Below are 20,751 nucleotides of genomic sequence, written 5' to 3'. Positions count from 1 at the left end.
ATGGAGGGATGGACTGGCAGACCTCCGAGGACACGGTGCCCAGCGCTCCTGTCACGGAGGCGGACGCCCGGCTCGCCCGCGGCCGGCCGCCGGCCAGCGGGGCGTGGCGCGACGGCGACCCGGCAGGAGACCGCCGGTTCGCGGCCTTCCGCGGCTTCCGCACCGAGAACGGGGCCGTGCTCCCCGTCGCACGCCTGGCGTATGAGACGTGGGGCGAGCTCTCCCCCGCGGGCGACAACGCGATCCTCATCCTGCACGCGCTGACCGGTGACAGCCACGTGCGCGGCGAGGCCGGCAGAGCCCACCCCACCGACGGATGGTGGGACGAGATCGTCGGTCCGGGTGCGGCGATCGACACGGACCGCTGGTTCGTCGTCGCCCCCAACATGCTCGGCGGCTGCCAGGGTTCGACCGGGCCCGCGACCATCGCGCCCGACGGCACCGAATGGGGTGCGCGCTTCCCGTACCTGACGATCCGCGACCAGATCGCGGCCCAGGCGCTGCTGGCGGACGAGCTCGGCATCGGCAGCTGGCGCGCCGTCGTCGGCGGCTCCATGGGCGGCATGCACGCGCTCGAGTGGGGCGCGAGCTACCCCGAGCGGGTCGAGCGCCTGGCGGTTCTCGCGGCTCCCCCGCTGACCACGGCCGACCAGATCGCCCTGAACTCGGTGCAGCTCGAGGCCATCCGCATCGACCCGGGATACGCCGGCGGCGACTACTACGACGCGCCCGCCGGCGAGGGACCCCACCGGGGTCTCGCGCTCGCGCGGCGCATGGCCCTGCTGAACTATCGGAGCCCCACCGAACTGAACCTGCGCTTCCAGCGCTCCTGGCAGTCCGGGGTGAGCCCGCTGGGGCGCGGCGGCCGGTTCGCGGTGGAATCCTACCTCGACTTCCACGGCAACAAGTTCACGCGCCGCTTCGACGCGAACAGCTACCTCACCCTCGTCGAGGCGATGAACTCCCACGACGTCGGACGCGACCGCGGCGGCGTCGAAGACGCCCTGGGACGCATCACCGCCACCACCCTCGTGCTCGGAATCGACAGCGACCGCCTCTTCCCCGTCGAGGGACAGCACCGCATCGCCCACGGCATCCGCCACACGCTCGACGGCGACCGAGCAGTCGTCATCACGAGCGACTACGGCCACGACGGCTTCCTCATCGAGACGGATGCGGTGGCCCACCACCTGGGCCGGCTTCTGGGCGCCTAGGCTCCGCCGTCACTCAGCGGACGTCGAGGAGTGCGCGTAGACGATCGGAACACCCCGGCGACGTTCGACCCCGTACGCGGTGAAGGCGATCGCGAGTCCCGCGGCGGCGAGAGCGGCCCCCACCCAGGGCGGCGCCACGAAGCCCCAGCCCGCGGCGATGACCGCACCGCCCAGAGCGGCGCCGAGGCTGTTGCCGATGTTGAGCGCCGAGTGGTTCAGCGCGGCGGCGATCGACTGGTTGTCGCCCGCCACATCCATGAGTCGCGTCTGAATCGCGGGGCTGAGCGCCGACGAGACGGCACCCACCACGAACACCATGATCGCGAGCGCCCAGATCCAGACGGCGGTCAGGGCGAGAACGGCCAGCGACACGGCCAGCACGGCGAGCCCGAGCAGCAGTGTCCGGCGCAGATTGACGTCGGACAGGTGCCCGCCCAGCAGATTGCCGACCGTCATCCCGAGTCCCATGCCGACGAGCACGAGCGGCACGACCGCCTGCGGCGCATCGGCGACCTCGGTCACGAGCGGGGCCACGTAGCTGTACACCGCGAAGAAGCCGCCGAAGCCGATCGAGCCGATTCCGAGGGTGAACCACACCTGCGGGATGCGGAAGACGCCCAGCTCCGCCCGGAGCGTGCGCCCCGGCCGTCCCGGCGCGCGCGGCACGAAGAGGGTGATGCAGATCGTGGCGAGCGCGAAGATCGCGGCGACGACGCCGAACGCGACGCGCCATCCGAACTGCTGTCCGAGGTAGGTCCCCGCGGGCACTCCGATGACATTCGCTACCGTGAGCCCCGTCAGCACGAAGGCGACTCCCTGTGCGCGCCGGCCGGGACCGAGCACGTCGGCCGCGACCAGCGCACCGATGCCGAAGTACGCACCGTGCGGGAGCCCCGCCAGAAAGCGCGAGACCGCGACGAGCTCGAAGTTCGGTGCGATCACGGTGAGGGCGTTGAACACGGTCAGCGCCAGGGCGAGGACGACCATCACCCGGTGGCGCGGGAACCGCGCGACGAGCCCCGCGATCGTCGGCGCACCGACGACGACGCCGAGCGCGTAGAGGCTGATCAGCCAGCCAGCCTGGGCGATGGCGGCGTCCGGGTCCGCAGCCGACTGACTCGGCAGAAGCGCACCCGCGATGTCGGGCAGCAGCCCCATGACCGTGAACTCGGTCATGCCGATGCCGAAGCTGCCGATGGCGAGAGAGAGGAGCGCCCACATCGCCGCCCCCTTCGTCCGTGTCGAAGAGGTCACCGGAACATGCTAGTCACGCGGACCACGGTCGCCGAATCGTTTCGCCCAACGGACCGCATCCGTACTGCTAGTCGATACAGCTAGAGTCGAGCTCGCGGGTGGATGGTGGGCGCACGCGCTGGACTGCATGCGCGAGCAATGTGGGCATGTCTGCGACCGGCCGGGACCCGACTTCTCGGGGCACCTCTACCTCAGCGTATTGAAAGGGGAGGCACCCGTGCTGAGCACACTTTGGACCGATGAGGACATTGCAGCGGCGAACGCTGCCTTTCAGAAGCGGTTCCCTGCCGGACGCGGGATGGGGGTCTGGACAGCCTCGGCGGACGGCACACGTGAGTGGGCGGGAACCAGCAAGGGCCTCAGCAGCCTCGATACGCGCCACCCGATCAAGAACAATGCCGAGTACCACGGCATGGAGCTCTACGCGTGGCAGTTCATGGCTACTGCCCAGTACGAGGACGCGTTCGAGCACTTCTACAGCGCCGCCCTCTGGCGAGAGAGCGACCATGACCAGATCGAGGCGTCCAACCCGAACGCGGGCGGAGACTCGGGCCACGTCAAGGCAATTGATATGTGCATTCGGATGGCACGGTTCGCCAGAGCACTCTGGTCTGCCCAGATCAACAATGCGCCCTACCCGCCCACCAGCGACTTCGATCTGGACGAGGCCTGGGTGGCCCGACGAGAAGCGAAGGCGGAGCAGGCCCTCTCCGCGGCCATGTCAGGACTGCCCGGCGACTGACTTGAACCTCGAGGCAGCGGCGCCCGTTCGCGCGGCGATCGGTGAGACGGGGTCGCGAAGACTCAGCCGGCCGCATCCTCTATCGCACGCTCGAGGCGCTCGATCTTGCCGTCCAGCTCGCCCGTGTAGCCGGGCCGGATGTCGGCCTTCACCACGAGCGAGACGCGCGAGCCGAAGGGCAGCACGGCGTCGGTGGCCGCCTTCACGACGGCGAACACCTCATCCCACTCCCCCTCGATCTCGGTGAACATGGAGCCGGTTCGGTGGGGCAGCCCGGAATCGCGCACGACCTTCACGGCTGCGGCGACGGCGTCGTGCACGGAGCCGTCCGCGCGGCCCGTGCCGCTCGGGGCGACGGAGAAGGCGATGAGCATGCCGGTCCTTTCGTCAGCCGGCGAAGACGCCGGGCTTGCGGGCGAAGCTGGAGCGCGTACGCACCCGAGCGAGCTTGACCACCGCCCATGCGGCGATCACGACGAGCAGGATGTTGCGGATCGTGATGACCACGACCGGGAACGGCAACGCCACCAGCAGGTCGAAGTAGACCATGGGGTAGATGATCTGCGTCGCCCCGGCGATCGCGAGCACGAGAACGGCGGGACCGAACCAGCGCCTGCGATCCAGCACCAGGGCGATCACCAGCGGCACGCTCAGCCAGACCATGTACTGCGGCGAGCCGACCTTGTTCAGAGCGATGAACGCCGCGACGAGGGCGAGCGAGAGCGTGGGGAAGACGGCGCTGAAGTGAGCGCCGCGCCACATCTTGTACGCACCCAATGCGGCGATGCCCAGCACCCCGACGGCCAGCAACGGCGTCATGACGGCGATCACCGGGTTGACGGCGGGCCCCGACACCTCGAACGTCAGCAGATCGGGGTCGTAGAAGATCTGCGAGGGTCCGCCGAGCATCGCGTCCCACAGGTAGAAGGTGCTGACGGGCGACTCCACCTGCAGACCTCGACCGGTCTGATCGCTGACGAAGCCGAAGGCGTACGCCGCGCCGCCCAGCAGCACGACGGCCCCGAGGGTCACGCCGCTGACGGCGGCGGCCGCACCGATCACGGCAAGACGGCGACGGACGGCGATGACCGCGGCCGCCAGGATGGCAGCCGGCCACACCTTGATCCACGTCGCCACCGCGAGAAGCGCGGCGCCGAGCCATGGGCGACCGACCAGCCACAGCGCTCCCATGATGCCCAGCGGCACCGTGACCGCATCCAACCGGTACAGCGCGACCGGGCCCATCAGCGCGATGAACGCGAGCCAGAACCAGGCCGCCGTGACGCGGCCGCGCGAACGTGCGCGTCCCACGAGGACGGCGAACGCCGCCGCGTCCACGAGGCCCACCATGATCGCCCACGCCGGCGTGTATGAGACCGCCCAGGCGAACAGCCACGTGGCGAGCATCGGCAGCATCGCGAGCTGCGGATAGACCCACGCGTCGGTGAGCCCGACGAAGCCGTAGTACGCGCTGACCTGCTGGCCCGTCGCCGTGTCGATCTGCGGCCACCAGCCGCCGTTGAGGTATGCCCCCGACCACGGCTCGTACACCCGATAGACGTCGCCCATGGGTTCGTTGGGCATGACCCATCCGAGAACGGAGACCCCGATATGGACGACGAGGAAAGCAATCCACAACAGAGCCCGTCTCGACACGCGCCTCATCCTACGGGGCACGCTGTGGAGCTTCCTGATCAGCGGTGGGAGGCGAGCGCCTCCGCGACCGCGCGCGGCAGGTGGTCTGCGACATCCAACGCAGCGATCGGACCGCCCCGGCTTCCCCACCGCCCGGAGGCCAGCGCGCCTGCGCGCCCGTGCAACCAGGCAGCTGCCGCTGCCGCATCCGCGAGGCGTTCCGGGGTGGCATCGCCCACGGCGACCGCGCCCGCGACGAGCGCACCGATCGCGCCGGCGAGCACGTCTCCCGTGCCGGCCGTGGCGAGCCACGGCACCCCGGACCGGATGCGGCGAAGGCCGCCGTCGGGATCCGCGACGAGAGTGACGGCGCCCTTCAGCAGCACGACCGCCCCCATCTCGTGAGCGGTCTGGCGGGCCTCTGCCTCCCGGTCGCCCATCGGCGCGAGCCCGATGGCCTCACGAAGCCGGGCGAACTCCCGCGCGTGAGGGGTGAGGATCCTCGCAGCCGTGGCATCGGGCGCCAGATCCAGCGCGCCCGCGTCGACGACGACGGGCTCGCGGCCTGCGAGCACCGCGCGCAGGGCCTCGGTCTCGGCGGCGTCGCGGGACGCGGCATCCGTGCCCGAACCGATCACCCAGGCCTGAACCCGGCCGGGCGCCGTGACCGTTTCGGGTCTGCGTGCGAGCACCATGTCGGCGGCTCGAGAGGGGCCGATGTAGCGCACCATCCCGCATCCGGTGTGCCACGCAGCGCTCACCCCGAGCACCGCCGCGCCCGGGTAGTCCGCCGAGCCGGTGCGCAGGCCCACCACGCCCCGGGAATACTTGTCATCGTCCGCTGTTGGCATGCGAAGGATGCGCGCGGTGCGCGCCGCATCCTGTTCGATCGCCGTCATGGCGCCACCCTATCCGCGAAGGAGTACCGTGACCGCGCTGTTCAGCCCCTACACGATCCGAGGCGTCGAGTTCCGCAACCGTCTGTGGGTCGCACCCATGTGCCAGTACAGCGCGAAGGACGGCTTCCCGGGCGAGTGGCACCACGTGCATCTCGCCCAGTTCGCCTCCGGCGGCGCGGGGCTGGTCATCAGCGAGGCGACCGCAGTGTCACCCGAGGGCCGGATCTCCCCCGAGGACACGGGCATCTACTCCGACGAGCAGCGCGACGCCTGGGCGCCCATCGTGACCGCGATCCACGCCCGTGGCGCGGCCGCCGGCATCCAGCTCGCCCACGCCGGACGCAAGGCATCGACCTACTCGCCCTTCTCGGGGCACCGCGGCACCGTGCCGGCCGAGGCCGGCGGGTGGGAAGCCGTCGCGCCTTCGGCGATCGCGTTCGAGGGCTATGCCACCCCGCGCGAGCTCACGCTCGACGAGATCGATGCGCTCGTCGCCTCCTTCGCCTCCGCCGCACGCCGCGCCGTGGAGGCGGGCTTCGACGTCCTCGAGGTCCACGCGGCGCACGGCTACCTGTTGCACGAGTTCCTCTCGCCGCTGTCCAACCACCGCACCGACGAGTTCGGCGGTCCGCTCGTCAACCGGGCACGCCTTCTGCTGCGTGTCGTCGCCGCGGTGCGCGAGGCGGCGGGCGAGCTTCCGGTGTTCGTCCGTTTCTCCGGCACCGACTGGGCTGAGGGCGGCTGGGACATCGAGGAGACCGCGCAGGTCGCCGTCTGGGCCGCGGAGGCAGGAGCCGACTTCTTCGACATCTCCTCCGGCGGACTCGTCGCCCACCAAGACATCACCGTCGGCCCCGGCTACCAGGTGCCGCTGGCCAGGCGCGTGCGCGACGAGGGACTCGCCGTCAGCGCCGTCGGGCTCATCGAGACCGGCGCGCAGGCCGAGCAGGTGCTGCAGGACGGCGACGCGGACGCGATCATGGCCGCCCGGGAATGGCTCCGCGATCCGCACTTCGCACTCCGCGCAGCCGACGAGCTCGGCGTCGTCGGCCCCTGGCCGCCGCAGTACGAGCGCGCCGCGCGGCGCCGCTGAGACCTGCTCAGCGGCCGCGGCGCGTCGCGTCCTGCACTTCGCCGATCAGCTCCTCGATGACGTCTTCCAGGAAGAGGACGGCGGTCGTGTTGCCCTGAGCGTCGCGCACCTGGGCGAGGTGACGCCCCGCCCGGCGCATGGCCGCCAGCGCATCCTCGAGGTCGGTCGTCTCCTGCACCTGCACCATGTGGTGGATCCGCTTGGCCGGGATCGGACGATCGACCGAGGGGTCGACACCGTCCTCGGCGACACGCAGCACATCCTTCAGGTGCACGTATCCGACCGGCATCCCCTCGTCGTCGACGATCACGTAGCGCGAGAAGCCGTGCCGGGCGACAGCGCGTTCGATCTCGTCCGGAGTCGTCAGCTGCGGCAGCGTCACCAGATCCGCGAGCGGGACGGCGACGTCGCCCGCATCCTTGTCGGTGAACTCGACGACCGCCGAGACCGTTCCCGAGGCGTCCTCGAGAACGCCCTCGATGCGCGACTGGTTGACGATCGTGGCCACCTCTTCGAGCGTGAAGGTCGAGGCGGCCTCGTCCTTCGGCTCCACACGGAACAGGCGCACCACGTGGTTGGCGATCCAGTTCAGCGTGACGATGACGGGGTGGAACACCCGCGACACCCACACGAGCGGCGGCGCCAGCATCAGCACCGCCCGGTCGGGCACGGAGAAGGCCAGGTTCTTCGGCACCATCTCGCCGAAGACAACGTGCAGGTACGACACCAGCACGAGCGCGACGACGAACGCGATGACGTCGACGGCTGCCTCGCCCCATCCGGTCAGCTCCAGCGGCACCGCCAGCAAGTGGTGGATCGCCGGCTCCGAGACGTTCAGGATCAGCAGCGAGCAGATCGTGATGCCGAGCTGGCACGTCGCGAGCATGAGCGTCGCGTGCTCCATGGCCCACAGTGCGGTCTTGGCAGATCGCGAGCCCTTCTCTGCGAGCGGCTCGATCTGCGAGCGCCGCGCCGAGATGACGGCGAACTCCGCACCGACGAAGAACGCGTTGAACGCCAGCAGCACGACCAACCAGAGGATTCCCGCCCAGTCGTTCATCGGGTCCGCTCCTGCTCGTCGGTGTCCGCATCCTCGGGGACGGGCTTGGGGGTGAACCGCACACGGTCGACACGGCGACCGTCCATGCGCACGACGGCGAGGGTGCCGTCTTCGATCTCGACCTCGTCGCCGACGGCCGGGATGCGGCCGAGCTCGGCCATGAGGAAGCCGCCGAGCGTGTCGTAGACCTCACCCTCGGGCACGCGGATGCCGGTGCGATCGAGCACCTCGTCGGGGCGCAGCGCCGCCGACACGGTGAGCGAGTCCGCCCCGCGCACGATCTCGGCCCGGCGACGGTCGTGTTCGTCGAGCACCTCGCCCACGATCTCCTCGACGAGGTCTTCGAGGGTGACCACCCCCGCCGTCCCGCCGTACTCGTCGAGCACGACCGCCATCTGATAGCCCCGGGCGCGGAGCTCGGCGACGAGCTGATCGAGGTGCACGGTCTCCGGCACCCGCAGCGGCTCGGTGGCGAGGGCGGCGGCCGGCACCTCGGTGCGGCGATCTCGCGGCACACCGACGGCGGCCTTCAGGTGCACGATCCCGACGATGTCGTCCATGGACTCGCCGAAGACGGGGAAGCGGCTGTGCCCGGTTTTGCGGGCGAGCTGGATGACGTCGTTCGCCGAGTCGGATGCGGCGACCGCGTGCACGCGGGGACGCGGCGTCATCACGTCGTCGGCGGTCAGTCGCGCGAAGGTGAGGCTGCGATCCAGCAGCGACGCCGTGTCCTCCTCCAGCACGCCGGCGCTCGCCGATCGGCGCACGAGGCTGGAGAGCTCTTCGGCGGTGCGTGCTCCCGAGAGCTCTTCCTTCGGTTCGATGCCGATGGAGCGCAGGATGCCGTTCGCGCTGCCGTTGAGCACGGACACCGCGGGGCGGAACACGGTCGTGAACGCGACCTGGAACGGCATGACCAGCTTCGCCGTCTGGCGCGGGATCGCGAGCGCGAAGTTCTTGGGGACCAGCTCGCCCAGGATCATCGAGAAGACCGTGGCGATGGCGATACCGATCGTGGCCGCGAGCCCGACCACGATCGCCTCCGGCACGCCCCACCCGGCCAGCACGGGGCGCAGGAGGTTGGAGATCGCCGGCTCCATCGTGTAACCGGTGAGCAACGTCGTCAGCGTGATGCCCAGCTGCGCGCTCGACAGATGGGTCGAGGTGATGCGCAGCGCGCTGATGGTCATCGCGAGCCGCGACTCACCCGCATCCCTGCGCGCTTCGAGGTCGGCACGGTCGAGGTTGACCAGCGCGAACTCGCTGGCGACGAACAGACCGGTTCCGATCGTGAGCAAGAGCCCCACGCCCAGCATGACGTAATCCATCACACGTCACCTCCCTCGGGGGAGGCGGGTCGGTGGGGCCATCGTCTGCAACTGGGAGGGTCGTCCATCGTGCCGGACAGTCTACGGGAGCCCCGCCCCCGCCGTTCCGTTCCTGTGCACTCCGCGGCCCGCCCGCCCCGCCCCTTCTGCCCGAGTTGCGTCGCATGTGCGCAACCGCCACAGTTCTGCGCACTTGCGACAGATGATTCCTGTGGCAGTTGCGCACATGTGTAGCCCGAGGCGACAGGCGAAACACGCCCATACGTACTGACCCCTCCTCCCCCGTCCGACGGATGCGGCGCGTCCTCCTACGGGGACGGATGCGGCGCCCGCCGACCTCGCGGCGCACCGCACCATGGCCGCATGACGTGGCGCGACACTCCTCCGCTCACCGGACTCCGCCGACGACGCGACGAGCCCTTCGACCGGCTCGACGAGCGGCAGCTGCGACGAGAGATCGACACCGGGGACGTCGTGCGTGCCGCACCCGGCGTCTTCGTCGACGGCGCCAGGTGGCGCGAGCTCACGCCGATGGCCCGCCACGCACAGCGCGTCTGGGAGGCATCGGTCCGCGTCGCCTCGGGCACCGTCTTCAGCCACCACGCCGCAGCCGCGGTGCACGGCATCGACACGCTGGGCGAGTGGCCGGCGCGGCTGGATGTCTCCGTCGAGGCGGATGCGGGAGGACGCTCCACCGGACTGATGCGACGGCACACGCGAGCGATGGCGGAGGTGGAGATCCTGCCCTGGGGCGACTGCTTCGTGACCAGCCCGGCGCAGACCGCGGTCGATCTCGCCGCATCCGGTCCGTTCCTCCAGGGAGTCGCCGCGATCGACCAGGCGATCTGGAGCGGGCGTTCCGGTGGGGCGCTCGCCACGTTCGCGCAGGTGCACGAGCGTGTGGTCGCACGACGGCGCCGCGGGCTGGCCCGCATCCATCGCGCGGTCGCGTTCGCGCGGGACGGCGCGGCCAACGTCCGCGAGAGCCAGAGCAGAGTGCTGATCGCGGAGCTCGGATTCCCGCAGCCGGTGATCCAGCACCGCATCCGCCTCACCGACGGCGCGCTGTACATCGCCGACTTCTTCTGGCCGCAGCACGACCACATCGGCGAGTTCGACGGCCTCGGCAAGTACTTCACCCGCGCTCGCGAAAGCGGACGCACGCCCCTGCAGTCCCTCGCGGCGGAGAAGGATCGAGAGGACGCCCTGCGGCGTGTCGTCAGCGGGTTCTCGCGGTGGCGCACCGGTGATCTCGACGACCCGCGGCGCCTGTACGACATCCTCCGCGGCGCCGGACTCCCGACATCGCGGCCTCGTCCGCTCGGCTAGCCGCTGCCGCCACACTTCTGCGCAACCGCGCCTGTCATTACCTGTGGCGGATGCGGAAAAGTGGCGCATCTGCGCATATGCGACGCAACTCGGGCATGGAGGACTCGAGCCCTGACGGGTCACCAGCTGACGGGAAGGGCCTTGCCCTCCTCGTAGCCGGCGGCCGACTGCAGCCCCACGAGCGCGCGCTCGTGGAACTCGGGCACCGTCGCCGCCCCCGCGTAGGTAAAGGAGGACCGCACGCCCGACGTGATCATGTCGAGCAGATCCTCGAGCCCCGGCCGCAGCGGGTCGAGGTAGATCTTCGATGACGAGATCCCCTCGGCGAACAGCTCCTTGCGCGCGAGCTCGTACGCGTCCAGGCCACCGAACCGCGCGTGCACCGCCTTCGTCGAGGCCATCCCCCAAGACTCCTTGTAGACGCGCCCCCGCGCGTCCGCGAACAGCTCGCCGGGCGCCTCGATCGTTCCGGCGAACCAGGAGCCGACCATGACGGATGCGGCACCCGCCGCCAGCGCGAGCGCCACGTCCCGCGGGTAGCGGACGCCGCCGTCCGCCCACACGTGCGCGCCGAGCTCACGCGCCGCCGACGCGGTCTCCAGCACGGCCGAGAACTGCGGACGTCCGACGGCGGTCATCATGCGCGTGGTGCACATGGCCCCGGGCCCCACACCGACCTTCAAGATCGACGCGCCCGCAGTGACGAGATCGTGCACGCCGTCCGCGGTGACGATGTTGCCCGCCACGAGAGGAAGTCCCAGGCCCAGATCCGCGACCGCGCGCAGGGCGCGGAGCATGCCCTCCTGGTGTCCGTGGGCGGTGTCGAGCACGAGCACATCGACACCGGCGGAGGCCAGGGCGCGCGCCTTGGCGACGACGTCGCCGTTGATGCCGACGGCCGCGGCGACGATCAGACGCCCGTCCGCATCCACCGCGGGGCTGTAGAGCGTCGAGCGCAGGGCGCTGCGCCGCGAGAGCGTTCCGACGAGATGGCCCCGCTCCACCACGCACACGGTCTCCGCATCCGCCGCGACGATCAGGTCGAACGCCTGCCGCGGGTCGGAGACGTCGTCCGCGTCGATCGCGACCGGTCGCGCGCGCACGAGGTCACCCAGGGTCGCATCCGCCAGCGCGGTCGCGAGGCGCGTGGCGGGCACGACGCCGACGACGTCGGCGAGGTCGAGGGATGCGGCCGACGGATCGGCCACGACGATGCCGTATCCCTCCGTCGCGGGCAGGAGCTTGGCGGCGTCCGCCGCCGTCGCCGTCGGAGGCAGCACGATCGGGGTGTCCCAGGGCACCGGCTGACGCTTCACCCACCGGATGGCGGCATCGAGCTCCTGCAGCGGCATGTCCTGCGGGAGCACACCCAGCCCGCCGCGCCGAGCGAGTGTCGCCGCGAGCCGCGCGCCGGTGACGGAGTTCATGTTGGCCGAGACGAGGGGGATGCGCATCGCGGTGCCGTCGCGCGGCGAGAGATCCACGTCCAGGCGGCTCGTCACATCCGAGCGCCGAGGCACCAGGAAGACGTCGGAGTAGGTGAGGTCGGTCTCTGGTTGCGCGCCGTAGAACTCCATGTCTGCAGAGCGTACGCCGCCCACACTCCGCCGAGGCTGTCAACCGCGACGCGCCGGGAGCGAACCCTCGGATACTCGACTAGGCTTGCGTGTCGTGCGTGTGGGCCCACGTCGGCCCCGCATTGCGGATGAATCTCACGAAAGCGGGCGATCGAGAGTGTCGAGCCAGGTGACGGGCGTCGGAGTATCGAACGAAGGAGAGTTCGGAGCCAATGAATGGCTCGTCGAGGAACTCTACGAACAGTTCCTTGTCGACCGTAACTCGGTCGACAAGTCCTGGTGGCCGGTCCTGGAGGCCTACCACTCGCAGGCCGGATCGGGCGGCGCCGCCAAGGCCGCACCCGCGGCGCCCGCCGCATCCGAGCCTCATCCCGTGACCGCACCGATCCCCGTGATCGGTTCGCAGCCGGTCGCGCGCACGACCGGAAAGCCGGCCAAGCCGCAGCCGATCCCGGCGCAGGTTCCCAAGGCGCAGCCCTCAGACCCGGCGGGCGAGGTGCAGGAGGACGTCGTCACCACCCTCAAGGGGATGACGAAGACCCTCGCCGCCAACATGGACGAGTCGCTGACGGTGCCCACCGCGACGAGCGTGCGCACGGTCCCGGCGAAGCTGATGATCGACAACCGCATCGTCATCAACAACCACATGTCCCGTACCCGCGGCGGCAAGGTGAGCTTCACGCACCTCATCGGCTGGGCGCTCATCCAGGCCTTGAAGGAGTTCCCGAGCCAGAACGTCTTCTACGCCGAGGTCGACGGCAAGCCCTCGGTCGTCGCTCCTGCCCACATCAATCTGGGCATCGCGATCGACCTCCCCAAGCCCGACGGCACGCGCGCTCTCATGGTGCCGAGCATCAAGCGCGCCGAATCCCTCACGTTCAACGAGTTCCTCGCCTCCTACGAAGACCTCGTCAAGCGCGCCCGTACGAACAAGCTGACGGCGGCCGATTTCCAGGGCACCACACTGTCGCTCACCAACCCGGGCGGCATCGGCACCGTGCACTCGGTGCCCCGCCTCATGAAGGGCCAGGGCTGCATCATCGGTGCCGGCGCCCTCGAGTACCCCGCGGAGTTCCAGGGCTCGAGCGAGAAGACGCTCGTCGAGCTCGGCATCGGCAAGACCATCACCCTGACGAGCACCTACGACCACCGCGTGATCCAGGGCGCCGGCTCCGGCGAGTTCCTCAAGAAGGTCCACGAGCTGCTGATCGGGCAGCGCGATTTCTACGAGGGCATCTTCGCGGCGCTGCGCATCCCCTACGCCCCCATCCACTGGGCCAGTGACATCAACGTCGACCTGGCCGAGCGCATCGACAAGGGCGCGCGCGTCCAGGAGCTCATCAACTCGTACCGGGTGCGCGGCCATCTGATGGCGGACATCGACCCGCTCGAGTACGTGCAGCGCACGCACCCCGACCTCGAGATCGAGAGCCACGGCCTCACGTTCTGGGACCTCGACCGCGAGTTCGTGGTCGGCGGCTTCGGCGGCAAGCGCCAGATGAAGCTCCGCGACATCCTCGGCGTGCTGCGCGACTCCTACTGCCGCACGCTCGGCATCGAGTACATGCACATCCAGGACCCGGTGCAGCGCAAGTGGTTCCAGGACAACGTCGAGGTGAAGTACCAGAAGCCCGGCCACGACGAGCAGCTGCGCATCCTCTCCAAGCTCAATCAGGCCGAGGCGTTCGAGACGTTCCTGCAGACCAAGTACGTGGGGCAGAAGCGGTTCAGCCTCGAGGGCAGCGAGTCGGTCATCCCGCTGCTCGATGAGATCCTGCAGGGCGCGGCCTCCGCGGGCCTCGACGGCGCGGCCATCGGTATGGCGCACCGCGGCCGCTTGAACGTGCTGACCAACGTCGCCGGTAAGACCTACGGCCAGGTCTTCCGCGAGTTCGAGGGCACGAGCCTGCCCGGCAACAAGCGCGGCTCGGGCGACGTGAAGTACCACCTGGGCACCGAGGGCACGTTCCAGTCGGATGCGGGCACGGAGCTTCCCGTGATCCTCGCCGCCAACCCCTCGCATCTCGAGACTGTCGACGGGGTGCTCGAGGGCATTGTGCGCGCCAAGCAGGACCGCAAGCCCATCGGCACCTTCGCCTGGCTGCCCATCCTGGTCCACGGCGACGCGGCCTTCGCCGGTCAGGGCGTCGTCGTCGAGACGCTGCAGATGTCGCAGCTGCGCGGGTACCGCACCGGCGGCACCGTGCACGTGGTCATCAACAACCAGCTCGGATTCACGACGCTGCCGGTCGATGGACGCACCTCGGTCTACGCGACGGATGTGGCCAAGACCATCCAGGCCCCCATCCTCCATGTGAACGGCGACGACCCGGAGGCGGTCGTGCGCGCGGCAGAGCTCGCCTTCCGGTACCGCCAGGAGTTCCACCGCGACATCGTTATCGATCTCGTCAGCTACCGCCGCCGCGGTCACAACGAGGGTGACGACCCGTCGATGACGCAGCCGCTCATGACGAACCTCGTCGAGGCGAAGCGTTCGGTCCGCCGGCTCTACACGGAGTCGCTCGTCGGTCGCGGCGACATCACCGAGGAAGAGTACGAGCAGGCCAAGCGCGACTTCCAGGACCGCCTGGAGGTGGCGTTCGCCGAGACGCACGAGGCCGAGACCGGCACCCACCCGGTGGTGGCCGAGAGCGTCGAGGTCGAGCGGGCCGTGGGCGAACCCGAGACCACCGGCGTGTCGACGGATGTCGTGCAGCTGATCGGCGACGCCTTCGTGAACAAGCCCGACGGCTTCACGGTGCACGCCAAGCTGCAGCAGCTGCTCGACAAGCGGCACACCATGAGCCGTTCTGGCGGTATCGACTGGGCCTTCGGTGAACTGCTCGCGTTCGGCTCGCTCCTCGTCGAGGGAACGCCGGTGCGCCTGGCGGGCCAGGACTCGCGCCGCGGCACGTTCGTGCAGCGCCACGCCGTCTTCCACGACCGCAACAACGGTCAGGAATGGCTACCGCTGACGAATCTCAGCGAGGGCCAGGGGCGCTTCTTCGTCTACGACTCGCTGCTCAGCGAGTATGCGGCCGTCGCCTTCGAGTACGGGTACTCGGTGGAGCGCCCGGATGCCCTGGTGCTGTGGGAGGCGCAGTTCGGCGATTTCGCGAACGGCGCCCAGACCGTGATCGACACCTACCTCTCGTCTGCGGATCAGAAGTGGGGCCAGCAGTCGAGCGTGGTCCTGCTGCTCCCGCATGGCTATGAGGGCGCCGGCCCCGACCACTCGTCCGCACGCATCGAGCGTTTCCTGCAGATGTGCGCGCAAGACAACATGACGGTCGCACGTCCCTCGACGCCCGCGTCCTACTTCCATCTGCTGCGCCGTCAGGCGTACGCCCAGCCGCGCCGTCCGCTCGTGGTGTTCACCCCGAAGGCCATGCTGCGTCTGCGCGACGCGGTCAGCCCGGTCGAGGCGTTCACGCAGGGCAAGTTTGAGCCGGTGCTGGACGACGAGCGCGGCATCGACAAGAACGCCGTCACGCGGGTGCTCCTGCACGCCGGCAAGATCCACTGGGATCTGCGCTCGGAGCTCGACAAGAACCCTGACGACCGTGTCGCGCTGGTCCGTGTGGAGCAGTACTACCCCGCCCCGATCGACGAGCTGAACGCCGTCATCGACAGCTATCCGAACGCGGAGCTCGTGTGGGTCCAGGAAGAGCCCGAGAACCAGGGCGCATGGCCCTTCATCGCGCTCGAGGTCGTCAAGCACCTGCACGACCGTACGATCCGTGTCGTCTCGCGGGCCGCATCCGCCTCACCCGCTGCCGGCTCCGCGAAGATGCACCAGATCGAGCAGGCGGAACTCCTGCGCCGCGCGCTCACGTTCTGAGTCCGATCATGTGAAGGCGGGCCCCGGGATTCCGGGGCCCGCCTTCACGTGTGCGCAGAAGCTCACCCCGTCACGGGCGCCGCGAGACCGAGACGAGGCGCCAGTGCGGCGATCGCGTAGTCGAGTCCCTTCTGGAGCACGGGTCCCGTGTGTCCCTCTCCCGGGATGGTCTCGGTGAGCACCGCGAACCCCGCCGCGTGCGCACGCGCGGCATTCGCCACCTGCCCCGGACCGAACTGCCCGTCCTGCTCCCCGTGCGTGAAGACGGCCGCATGTCCGTCGTACTGGCCCGGATGTGCGGCGAGTAGAGCAGCCGGGGTGGCGGCGTCGAACGCTGCTCGATTCCCGCCGAAGACGTCCTTGACGGTCTGATCGACGTGTTCCGAGCCGGGGTACTCGTTGCCCGAGATGTCCATGATGTTGCCCCATGTCTGCGGGAACTGGGCGCCATACATGAGAGCGCATGCTCCCCCGTTCGAGTAACCGCCGATGACCCAGTACGCCGGGTCGTCGACGATGTTCAGGTGCGCCCGCGCGTATGCGGGGACATCGACGTTGAGATACGTCGAGACCTTCCCGTACGTCGCGGAATCCGCGCACGCGGGGTCGACGTTGACCGAGCCGAGTTGATCGGCGACGATCGCGATCGGGGCGAGTCCGTTGTGCGCGGCGGCGAAGGCGTCCAGGCTCTTGGCCAGCACAGTCGGGTCGGGAGTGCCGGGCTGGCCCATCATGAACACCAGAAGCGGAAGGCGCGGCGGGTTCGGAACGAGAGCCGCGGGCGGCAGGTACAACGCCGCATCTCGCGCCTGGAAGCCGGTGGCGGGGATCCTCTGGTCGCCCGACAGCGCACTCACCCGACCCGTCGAGGGCATGCCGGCGGGCGGTGTCCACGTCTGGTAGAGGGTGGCGGCGTCTCCCGAAGCGGCAGAGGTCCCGGGCAGCGGTGCGCTATCCAACGCCTGGATGCCGAGAATCGCCGCGAGGTTGCCGGTGAGCCCATAGGCGGCGTTGACGCTCAGCCCCATTCCGATCGCACCGGCGACGATCAGCAACCCCGCCACCACCCGACGCCACCACGGTCGGATGAACAGTCCCGCCGCGCCCATGGCCACTGTCGCGACGCCCACCGCGATCCATACGGCGGCATGCACCGGAAGGGGACCCTGAAACACGTCCCACGCCTCCAGGAGGTGGGTACCGGCGTAGCCGATGACGGCGCCCACCGCCGCGGTGATCAGCAGACGGCGGATGCGGCGTGGCGGCACGACGAGCAGGACGAGCGCGCACACGGCGACGAACGACCAGACGACCCATCGCAGCGGGCTGTTGATGAGTTCGAGTGTCAGCAGCCACTGGATCATCTGTCTCCTCCTCGAGCACTGCGCAGCAGCGCCAGCACATCACGAACAGTGGCGTCGGGCAGGTAGGCCCGACCAATCGCGGTGCCGATCCGCGGGAGATCGACCGGGTCGCCGTAGGCCAGCCAGATCGTGCGATACCGAGGATGGAACTTCCGCTTGAACCGGAAGAGAGAGTCGAAGCCGTACGCGGGCTCGAGGGTCTGAGCCAGCCAGCCGAGCACTCCCGAGAGGATCGTCGTGTCGCCGGGTGCCTCGACGTCGGGTTTGACCGCCATCGGAGCGCCCGAGAGGCTGAGCTCCCCCACCCCGTCGGCCGCGGCCTGCTGGGCCGCACGCGCGATCGCGAACTCCATCAGACCGTTGGGCCCGTCGGCGCGGCGGCGCATGAAATCGAGCGTCCATCCGCTCGGCACGCCGTCACGCCAGGAGGGCATCCAGCTCGTCACGACCTGGATGCGGTCGGCGTCGTCGACCGCGAGCAGCAACGCCACTTCCGGGTCGGTGATCTCCTCCAAGGTGCCCAGAGTGAACCCCATCTCCGGCAACGCCTTATCCGCGACCCATTGCTCGTCGATCTCGCGGATCTGCGAACGCTCGGCGGCGCTGAGGTCGGCCCACCGCGTCCAGACCGCCGTCATACCCTCGCGTTCCGCGCGGGTGACGGGCTGGCGCACCTTCTGCCACTGCTTGCCCTCGAGGGTCACCTCGAAGGCGACCAGCACGGTCTCCTCCCCCACGGAGATGTACTTCCATCCCATGTCGTCGAAGACCGGAAGTGCCTCGTCGTGAATGCTGTAGAACGCCGCCGTCCACCCCGACTCTGCGCAGAAGTCGACGAAGCCCCTGATGGCCCGCGCCTGCTCTCCGTGCGGTGCGAGCGGGTCGCCGACCGCCAGGGCGACGTCACCCACGAGCCGGTACGCGACCGCGCAGGCGCGGTCCGCGCTGTACCAGTAGCGCGTTCCGCGCCAGGTTCCGAGGAACGAGAGGGTGCCGCCGCCGCGGCGCAGCAGATCGCGGTAGAGGCGCGCGTCCGCATCCTCGGGCGGACGGACGCTTCGATAGAGGCGGACGAGAGCGAGCACGACGATCGCCCAGAACACGACGCCCACCCACTGATAGATCCACAGCGCGGCGCCGTGACGCGGGAAGGGCGGCTGTCCGATGCCCTGCAGGAAGGCGGGCGGCACGAACCTGCGCCACGACTCCACCACGATGTCCGTGAGCGTCGGAGTCACATCGAACGACTGACGGAGCAGGGTCTCGCTCGCCACGAAGAGGGCACCGCAGGCGAGAAAGGCGATCAGCACGGTCGCCGCGAATGTCCGGGCGGCGTGGCGGGTCGCACGCACCGGGAACCGGTGGCGCACGAGGATCAGGGTCGTGGCGCTCGCGACGGGCACACCGATGGAGGCGACCGCCCACAGCACGTACTCGAGCCCGGATCCATCGGCCCAGGGCTCGATCGCCAGCTCGCCGCTGACGAGCGCGTAGAGGGCGAGCACGGCCAGCGCGCCCTGGACGCAGACGGCCAGGACCAGGCCCGCCCGGCGTCCGCGTCGAAGACCCAGTGCGGCCACGATCAGCAGCGCGAGCGGAACGAGGGCGAGGAGCACGGGACCGACGCCGCGTGTGAGCACGAGCGCGAACTCGTGGTCGCACACCGGTCGGTAGCTCACCTCGCACCGATCGACGAGATGCTCGTCGAAGGCGAGGAACGACGAGGCCACGAGGGAGAACGGGCCCCGTCCGCCGCCGGCGATCACTGCGGCGAGCGGCCCGAGACCGGTGATCGCCACGAGCACCGCCATGAGCGCGCGCACCTCGCGCGACGAGGATCGATGCCAGTCCAGCCGCGGCCTCCGCCGCGCCAGGAGCGAGCCGGCCGCCAAGCCCAGCAGCGCTGCGATCAACCGATACCAGGAGTCGGCGTCGCCCGCGTAGAGCGCGAACATAACGACGGTGGCGAGCGCGACGAGTCTGATGCGCCGCCGCCAGAGTGCGGACGCGAGCGCGGATGCCGCCAGCACGGCGGCGAAGATCCCCATCGACGGATCCAGCGCGGGATCGTTCGATTCCAGGGGGCGCAGTTCGTCGAGACCCCACAGCGCGGCGTGCGCGGTCGCGCCGAGAAGGATCGAGAGGACCCCGCCGAACACGAAGACGATCGCGGATCGCAGGTGACCCAGCAGCGACTCCGCATACGCGAATGCCGTGAGCACGAGCAGAAGGCTGAGGAAGACCTCGACCGTCGAATCGGGGACCACGAGCGCGGCGAGGAGGGACCACCACCGGCCGTCGGCGAGCGCGGCCGCGCCGCTGCCCCAGGCCGTGACATCCGCGCCCCAGAGGGAGCCGGTAGCGAGCGACGCGGCCAGGACCAGGGCGGCGAGGCCGAGGGCGACCGGATGACGCGCCGCGTACCGACGCACCTGCGCCGCCGTGATCACGTGGCGCCGAGCGCGCGACGAGTCCGCCTGTGACACGCGACCTCCCACGGACTCAGAGTGCCGCCGTCACCTTATCGACCAGGGATGGTCCGCGGGAGCAGAACTCTGTGCGTCAGTGATGAGTCGCCTGTGCGGCGCGGAGCCGCTCGAGCACCTGGTCGCGAAGCCGGTTGGGCGCCGTCTCCTTGCACGCCCGCGCGACGACCTCGGTGAGCGTGGTCGCCACGAGCGCCTCGTCGCGGCACTCCGCGCAGGTCTCGAGATGCTCGCGGATATCGCTGTGCTCCACGTGGCACATCTCGTTGCGGAGGTACTCCTCGAGATCGCGCCGGGCCTTCTCGCAGCCGCAGTCGGTCATTTCTTGCTCCTGGGTGCAGACGGGGCGATGCCCCGTTCCTTCGCGTAGTCGGCGAGCAGATCACGAAGCATGCGCCGGCCGCGGTGCAGGCGGCTCATGACCGTGCCGATAGGGGTCTTCATGATGTCCGCGATCTCCTGATAGGCGAAGCCCTCGACATCGGCGAGGTACACCGCCAGCCGGAAGTCCTCGGGGATCGACTGCAGCGCCTCTTTCACGATCGACGCCGGCATGTGGTCGATCGCCTCCGCCTCGGCGGAGCGGGTGCTGGTAGCGGTGGTCGACTCCGCGCCGCCCAGCTGCCAGTCCTCGAGATCGTCGATGGCGCCCTGGTAAGGCTCGCGCTGCTTCTTGCGGTACACGTTGATGTACGTGTTGGTCAGGATGCGGTACAGCCACGCTTTGAGGTTCGTGCCCTGCGTGAACGTCGCCCACGAGGAGAACGCCTTGACGAAGGTCTCCTGCACGAGATCGGCCGCATCGGAGGGATTGCGCGTCATGCGCATCGCCGCCGCATACAGCTGGTCCATGAACGGCAACGCCTGCTCCTCGAATTGAGAGCGGGTGTCCACGGCAGAGCTGGTGTCGTCCATCGTGGGCAATCCTA

The 20,751-nt window shown here is 69.6% G+C and carries 16 protein-coding genes; 5 read left to right on the top strand and 11 right to left on the bottom strand.

Features of this window, described 5'->3' with window-relative positions; genetic code table 11:
* Positions 1-8: 8 nt before the first annotated feature.
* Positions 9-1,214: a homoserine O-acetyltransferase gene (locus tag KYX17_RS11235; protein ID WP_243227061.1), complete on the top strand. Its 1,206-nt coding sequence runs from the start codon at positions 9-11 to the stop codon at positions 1,212-1,214.
* Between the two features lie 9 nt (positions 1,215-1,223).
* Here the strand turns inward: KYX17_RS11235 and KYX17_RS11230 are convergent, their stop codons facing one another.
* On the bottom strand, positions 1,224-2,435 hold the full coding sequence (locus KYX17_RS11230; protein WP_249223561.1) for an MFS transporter: 1,212 nt from the start codon (positions 2,433-2,435) through the stop codon (positions 1,224-1,226).
* A 250-nt stretch (positions 2,436-2,685) separates the two neighbouring features.
* On the opposite strand from KYX17_RS11230, the gene KYX17_RS11225 reads away from it, so the two are divergent.
* The gene (locus KYX17_RS11225) at positions 2,686-3,210 is read left to right on the top strand and encodes a hypothetical protein (RefSeq protein ID WP_243227059.1); all 525 of its coding nucleotides are present in this window, start codon (positions 2,686-2,688) and stop codon (positions 3,208-3,210) included.
* Positions 3,211-3,272: 62 nt separating this feature from the next.
* Here the strand turns inward: KYX17_RS11225 and KYX17_RS11220 are convergent, their stop codons facing one another.
* From KYX17_RS11220 to KYX17_RS11210, 3 genes are all read right to left on the bottom strand, one after another.
* Positions 3,273-3,584: a thiamine-binding protein gene (locus KYX17_RS11220; RefSeq protein ID WP_243227058.1), complete on the bottom strand. Its 312-nt coding sequence runs from the start codon at positions 3,582-3,584 to the stop codon at positions 3,273-3,275.
* Between the two features lie 13 nt (positions 3,585-3,597).
* Positions 3,598-4,794 carry a hypothetical protein gene (locus KYX17_RS11215; RefSeq protein WP_243227057.1) on the bottom strand — a complete coding sequence of 399 codons (1,197 nt, stop codon included), beginning with the start codon at positions 4,792-4,794 and terminating at the stop codon, positions 3,598-3,600.
* Positions 4,795-4,904: 110 nt separating this feature from the next.
* The gene (locus KYX17_RS11210) at positions 4,905-5,744 is read right to left on the bottom strand and encodes an NAD(P)H-hydrate dehydratase (protein WP_243227056.1); all 840 of its coding nucleotides are present in this window, start codon (positions 5,742-5,744) and stop codon (positions 4,905-4,907) included.
* 28 nt (positions 5,745-5,772) lie between these two features.
* On the opposite strand from KYX17_RS11210, the gene KYX17_RS11205 reads away from it, so the two are divergent.
* Entirely contained in the window at positions 5,773-6,837 is a 1,065-nt protein-coding gene (locus KYX17_RS11205) for an NADH:flavin oxidoreductase/NADH oxidase (protein ID WP_243227055.1), read from the top strand.
* 7 nt (positions 6,838-6,844) lie between these two features.
* Here KYX17_RS11205 and KYX17_RS11200 read toward each other — a convergent pair whose 3' ends face one another.
* Positions 6,845-7,897 (bottom strand): hemolysin family protein, encoded by a 1,053-nt coding sequence (locus tag KYX17_RS11200; protein WP_243227054.1) that lies wholly within the window; start codon positions 7,895-7,897, stop codon positions 6,845-6,847.
* Positions 7,894-9,225: a hemolysin family protein gene (locus KYX17_RS11195; RefSeq protein ID WP_243227053.1), complete on the bottom strand. Its 1,332-nt coding sequence runs from the start codon at positions 9,223-9,225 to the stop codon at positions 7,894-7,896. The genes KYX17_RS11200 and KYX17_RS11195 overlap by 4 nt, the downstream gene beginning before the upstream one ends.
* A 363-nt stretch (positions 9,226-9,588) precedes the next feature.
* Between KYX17_RS11195 and KYX17_RS11190 the strand changes: the two genes are divergently transcribed.
* Positions 9,589-10,554 carry a hypothetical protein gene (locus KYX17_RS11190; protein WP_243227052.1) on the top strand — a complete coding sequence of 322 codons (966 nt, stop codon included), beginning with the start codon at positions 9,589-9,591 and terminating at the stop codon, positions 10,552-10,554.
* A 119-nt stretch (positions 10,555-10,673) separates the two neighbouring features.
* Here the strand turns inward: KYX17_RS11190 and KYX17_RS11185 are convergent, their stop codons facing one another.
* Positions 10,674-12,131: a GuaB1 family IMP dehydrogenase-related protein gene (locus KYX17_RS11185; protein WP_243227051.1), complete on the bottom strand. Its 1,458-nt coding sequence runs from the start codon at positions 12,129-12,131 to the stop codon at positions 10,674-10,676.
* Between the two features lie 157 nt (positions 12,132-12,288).
* On the opposite strand from KYX17_RS11185, the gene KYX17_RS11180 reads away from it, so the two are divergent.
* On the top strand, positions 12,289-15,972 hold the full coding sequence (locus KYX17_RS11180; protein ID WP_243227050.1) for a multifunctional oxoglutarate decarboxylase/oxoglutarate dehydrogenase thiamine pyrophosphate-binding subunit/dihydrolipoyllysine-residue succinyltransferase subunit: 3,684 nt from the start codon (positions 12,289-12,291) through the stop codon (positions 15,970-15,972).
* Positions 15,973-16,034: 62 nt separating this feature from the next.
* Here KYX17_RS11180 and KYX17_RS11175 read toward each other — a convergent pair whose 3' ends face one another.
* From KYX17_RS11175 to KYX17_RS11160, 4 genes are all read right to left on the bottom strand, one after another.
* A complete protein-coding gene (locus tag KYX17_RS11175; protein WP_243227049.1) occupies positions 16,035-17,336 on the bottom strand; it encodes an esterase family protein in 1,302 nt (433 codons plus the stop codon).
* Positions 17,333-19,822, bottom strand: a complete 2,490-nt coding sequence (locus tag KYX17_RS11170) for a bifunctional lysylphosphatidylglycerol flippase/synthetase MprF (RefSeq protein ID WP_243227048.1) — start codon at positions 19,820-19,822, stop codon at positions 17,333-17,335. The genes KYX17_RS11175 and KYX17_RS11170 overlap by 4 nt, the downstream gene beginning before the upstream one ends.
* Positions 19,823-19,898: 76 nt before the next feature.
* Entirely contained in the window at positions 19,899-20,144 is a 246-nt protein-coding gene (locus KYX17_RS11165) for a zf-HC2 domain-containing protein (protein ID WP_243227047.1), read from the bottom strand.
* Positions 20,141-20,737, bottom strand: a complete 597-nt coding sequence (locus KYX17_RS11160) for a sigma-70 family RNA polymerase sigma factor (protein ID WP_192900669.1) — start codon at positions 20,735-20,737, stop codon at positions 20,141-20,143. Before KYX17_RS11160 ends, KYX17_RS11165 begins: the two co-directional genes overlap by 4 nt.
* Positions 20,738-20,751: the final 14 nt, after the last annotated feature.

The sequence above is a fragment of the Microbacterium sp. CIAB417 genome (genome assembly GCF_022788845.1).
Note: the sequence above shows the minus strand (reverse complement) of the source record. Positions and strands in the feature narration are given on the sequence as shown.

What these genes read in the sequence shown, in the direction of transcription:
- KYX17_RS11200 (WP_243227054.1), bottom strand. Translation starts at nt 7,897, where the DNA reads ATGAACGACTGGGCGGGAATCCTCTGGTTGGTCGTGCTGCTGGCGTTC.
- KYX17_RS11230 (WP_249223561.1), bottom strand. Translation starts at nt 2,435, where the DNA reads ATGTGGGCGCTCCTCTCTCTCGCCATCGGCAGCTTCGGCATCGGCATG.
- KYX17_RS11160 (WP_192900669.1), bottom strand. Translation starts at nt 20,737, where the DNA reads ATGGACGACACCAGCTCTGCCGTGGACACCCGCTCTCAATTCGAGGAG.
- KYX17_RS11235 (WP_243227061.1), top strand. Translation starts at nt 9, where the DNA reads ATGGACTGGCAGACCTCCGAGGACACGGTGCCCAGCGCTCCTGTCACG.
- KYX17_RS11195 (WP_243227053.1), bottom strand. Translation starts at nt 9,225, where the DNA reads ATGGATTACGTCATGCTGGGCGTGGGGCTCTTGCTCACGATCGGAACC.
- KYX17_RS11190 (WP_243227052.1), top strand. Translation starts at nt 9,589, where the DNA reads ATGACGTGGCGCGACACTCCTCCGCTCACCGGACTCCGCCGACGACGC.
- KYX17_RS11165 (WP_243227047.1), bottom strand. Translation starts at nt 20,144, where the DNA reads ATGACCGACTGCGGCTGCGAGAAGGCCCGGCGCGATCTCGAGGAGTAC.
- KYX17_RS11215 (WP_243227057.1), bottom strand. Translation starts at nt 4,794, where the DNA reads ATGCCCAACGAACCCATGGGCGACGTCTATCGGGTGTACGAGCCGTGG.
- KYX17_RS11175 (WP_243227049.1), bottom strand. Translation starts at nt 17,336, where the DNA reads ATGATCCAGTGGCTGCTGACACTCGAACTCATCAACAGCCCGCTGCGA.
- KYX17_RS11185 (WP_243227051.1), bottom strand. Translation starts at nt 12,131, where the DNA reads ATGGAGTTCTACGGCGCGCAACCAGAGACCGACCTCACCTACTCCGAC.
- KYX17_RS11220 (WP_243227058.1), bottom strand. Translation starts at nt 3,584, where the DNA reads ATGCTCATCGCCTTCTCCGTCGCCCCGAGCGGCACGGGCCGCGCGGAC.
- KYX17_RS11210 (WP_243227056.1), bottom strand. Translation starts at nt 5,744, where the DNA reads ATGACGGCGATCGAACAGGATGCGGCGCGCACCGCGCGCATCCTTCGC.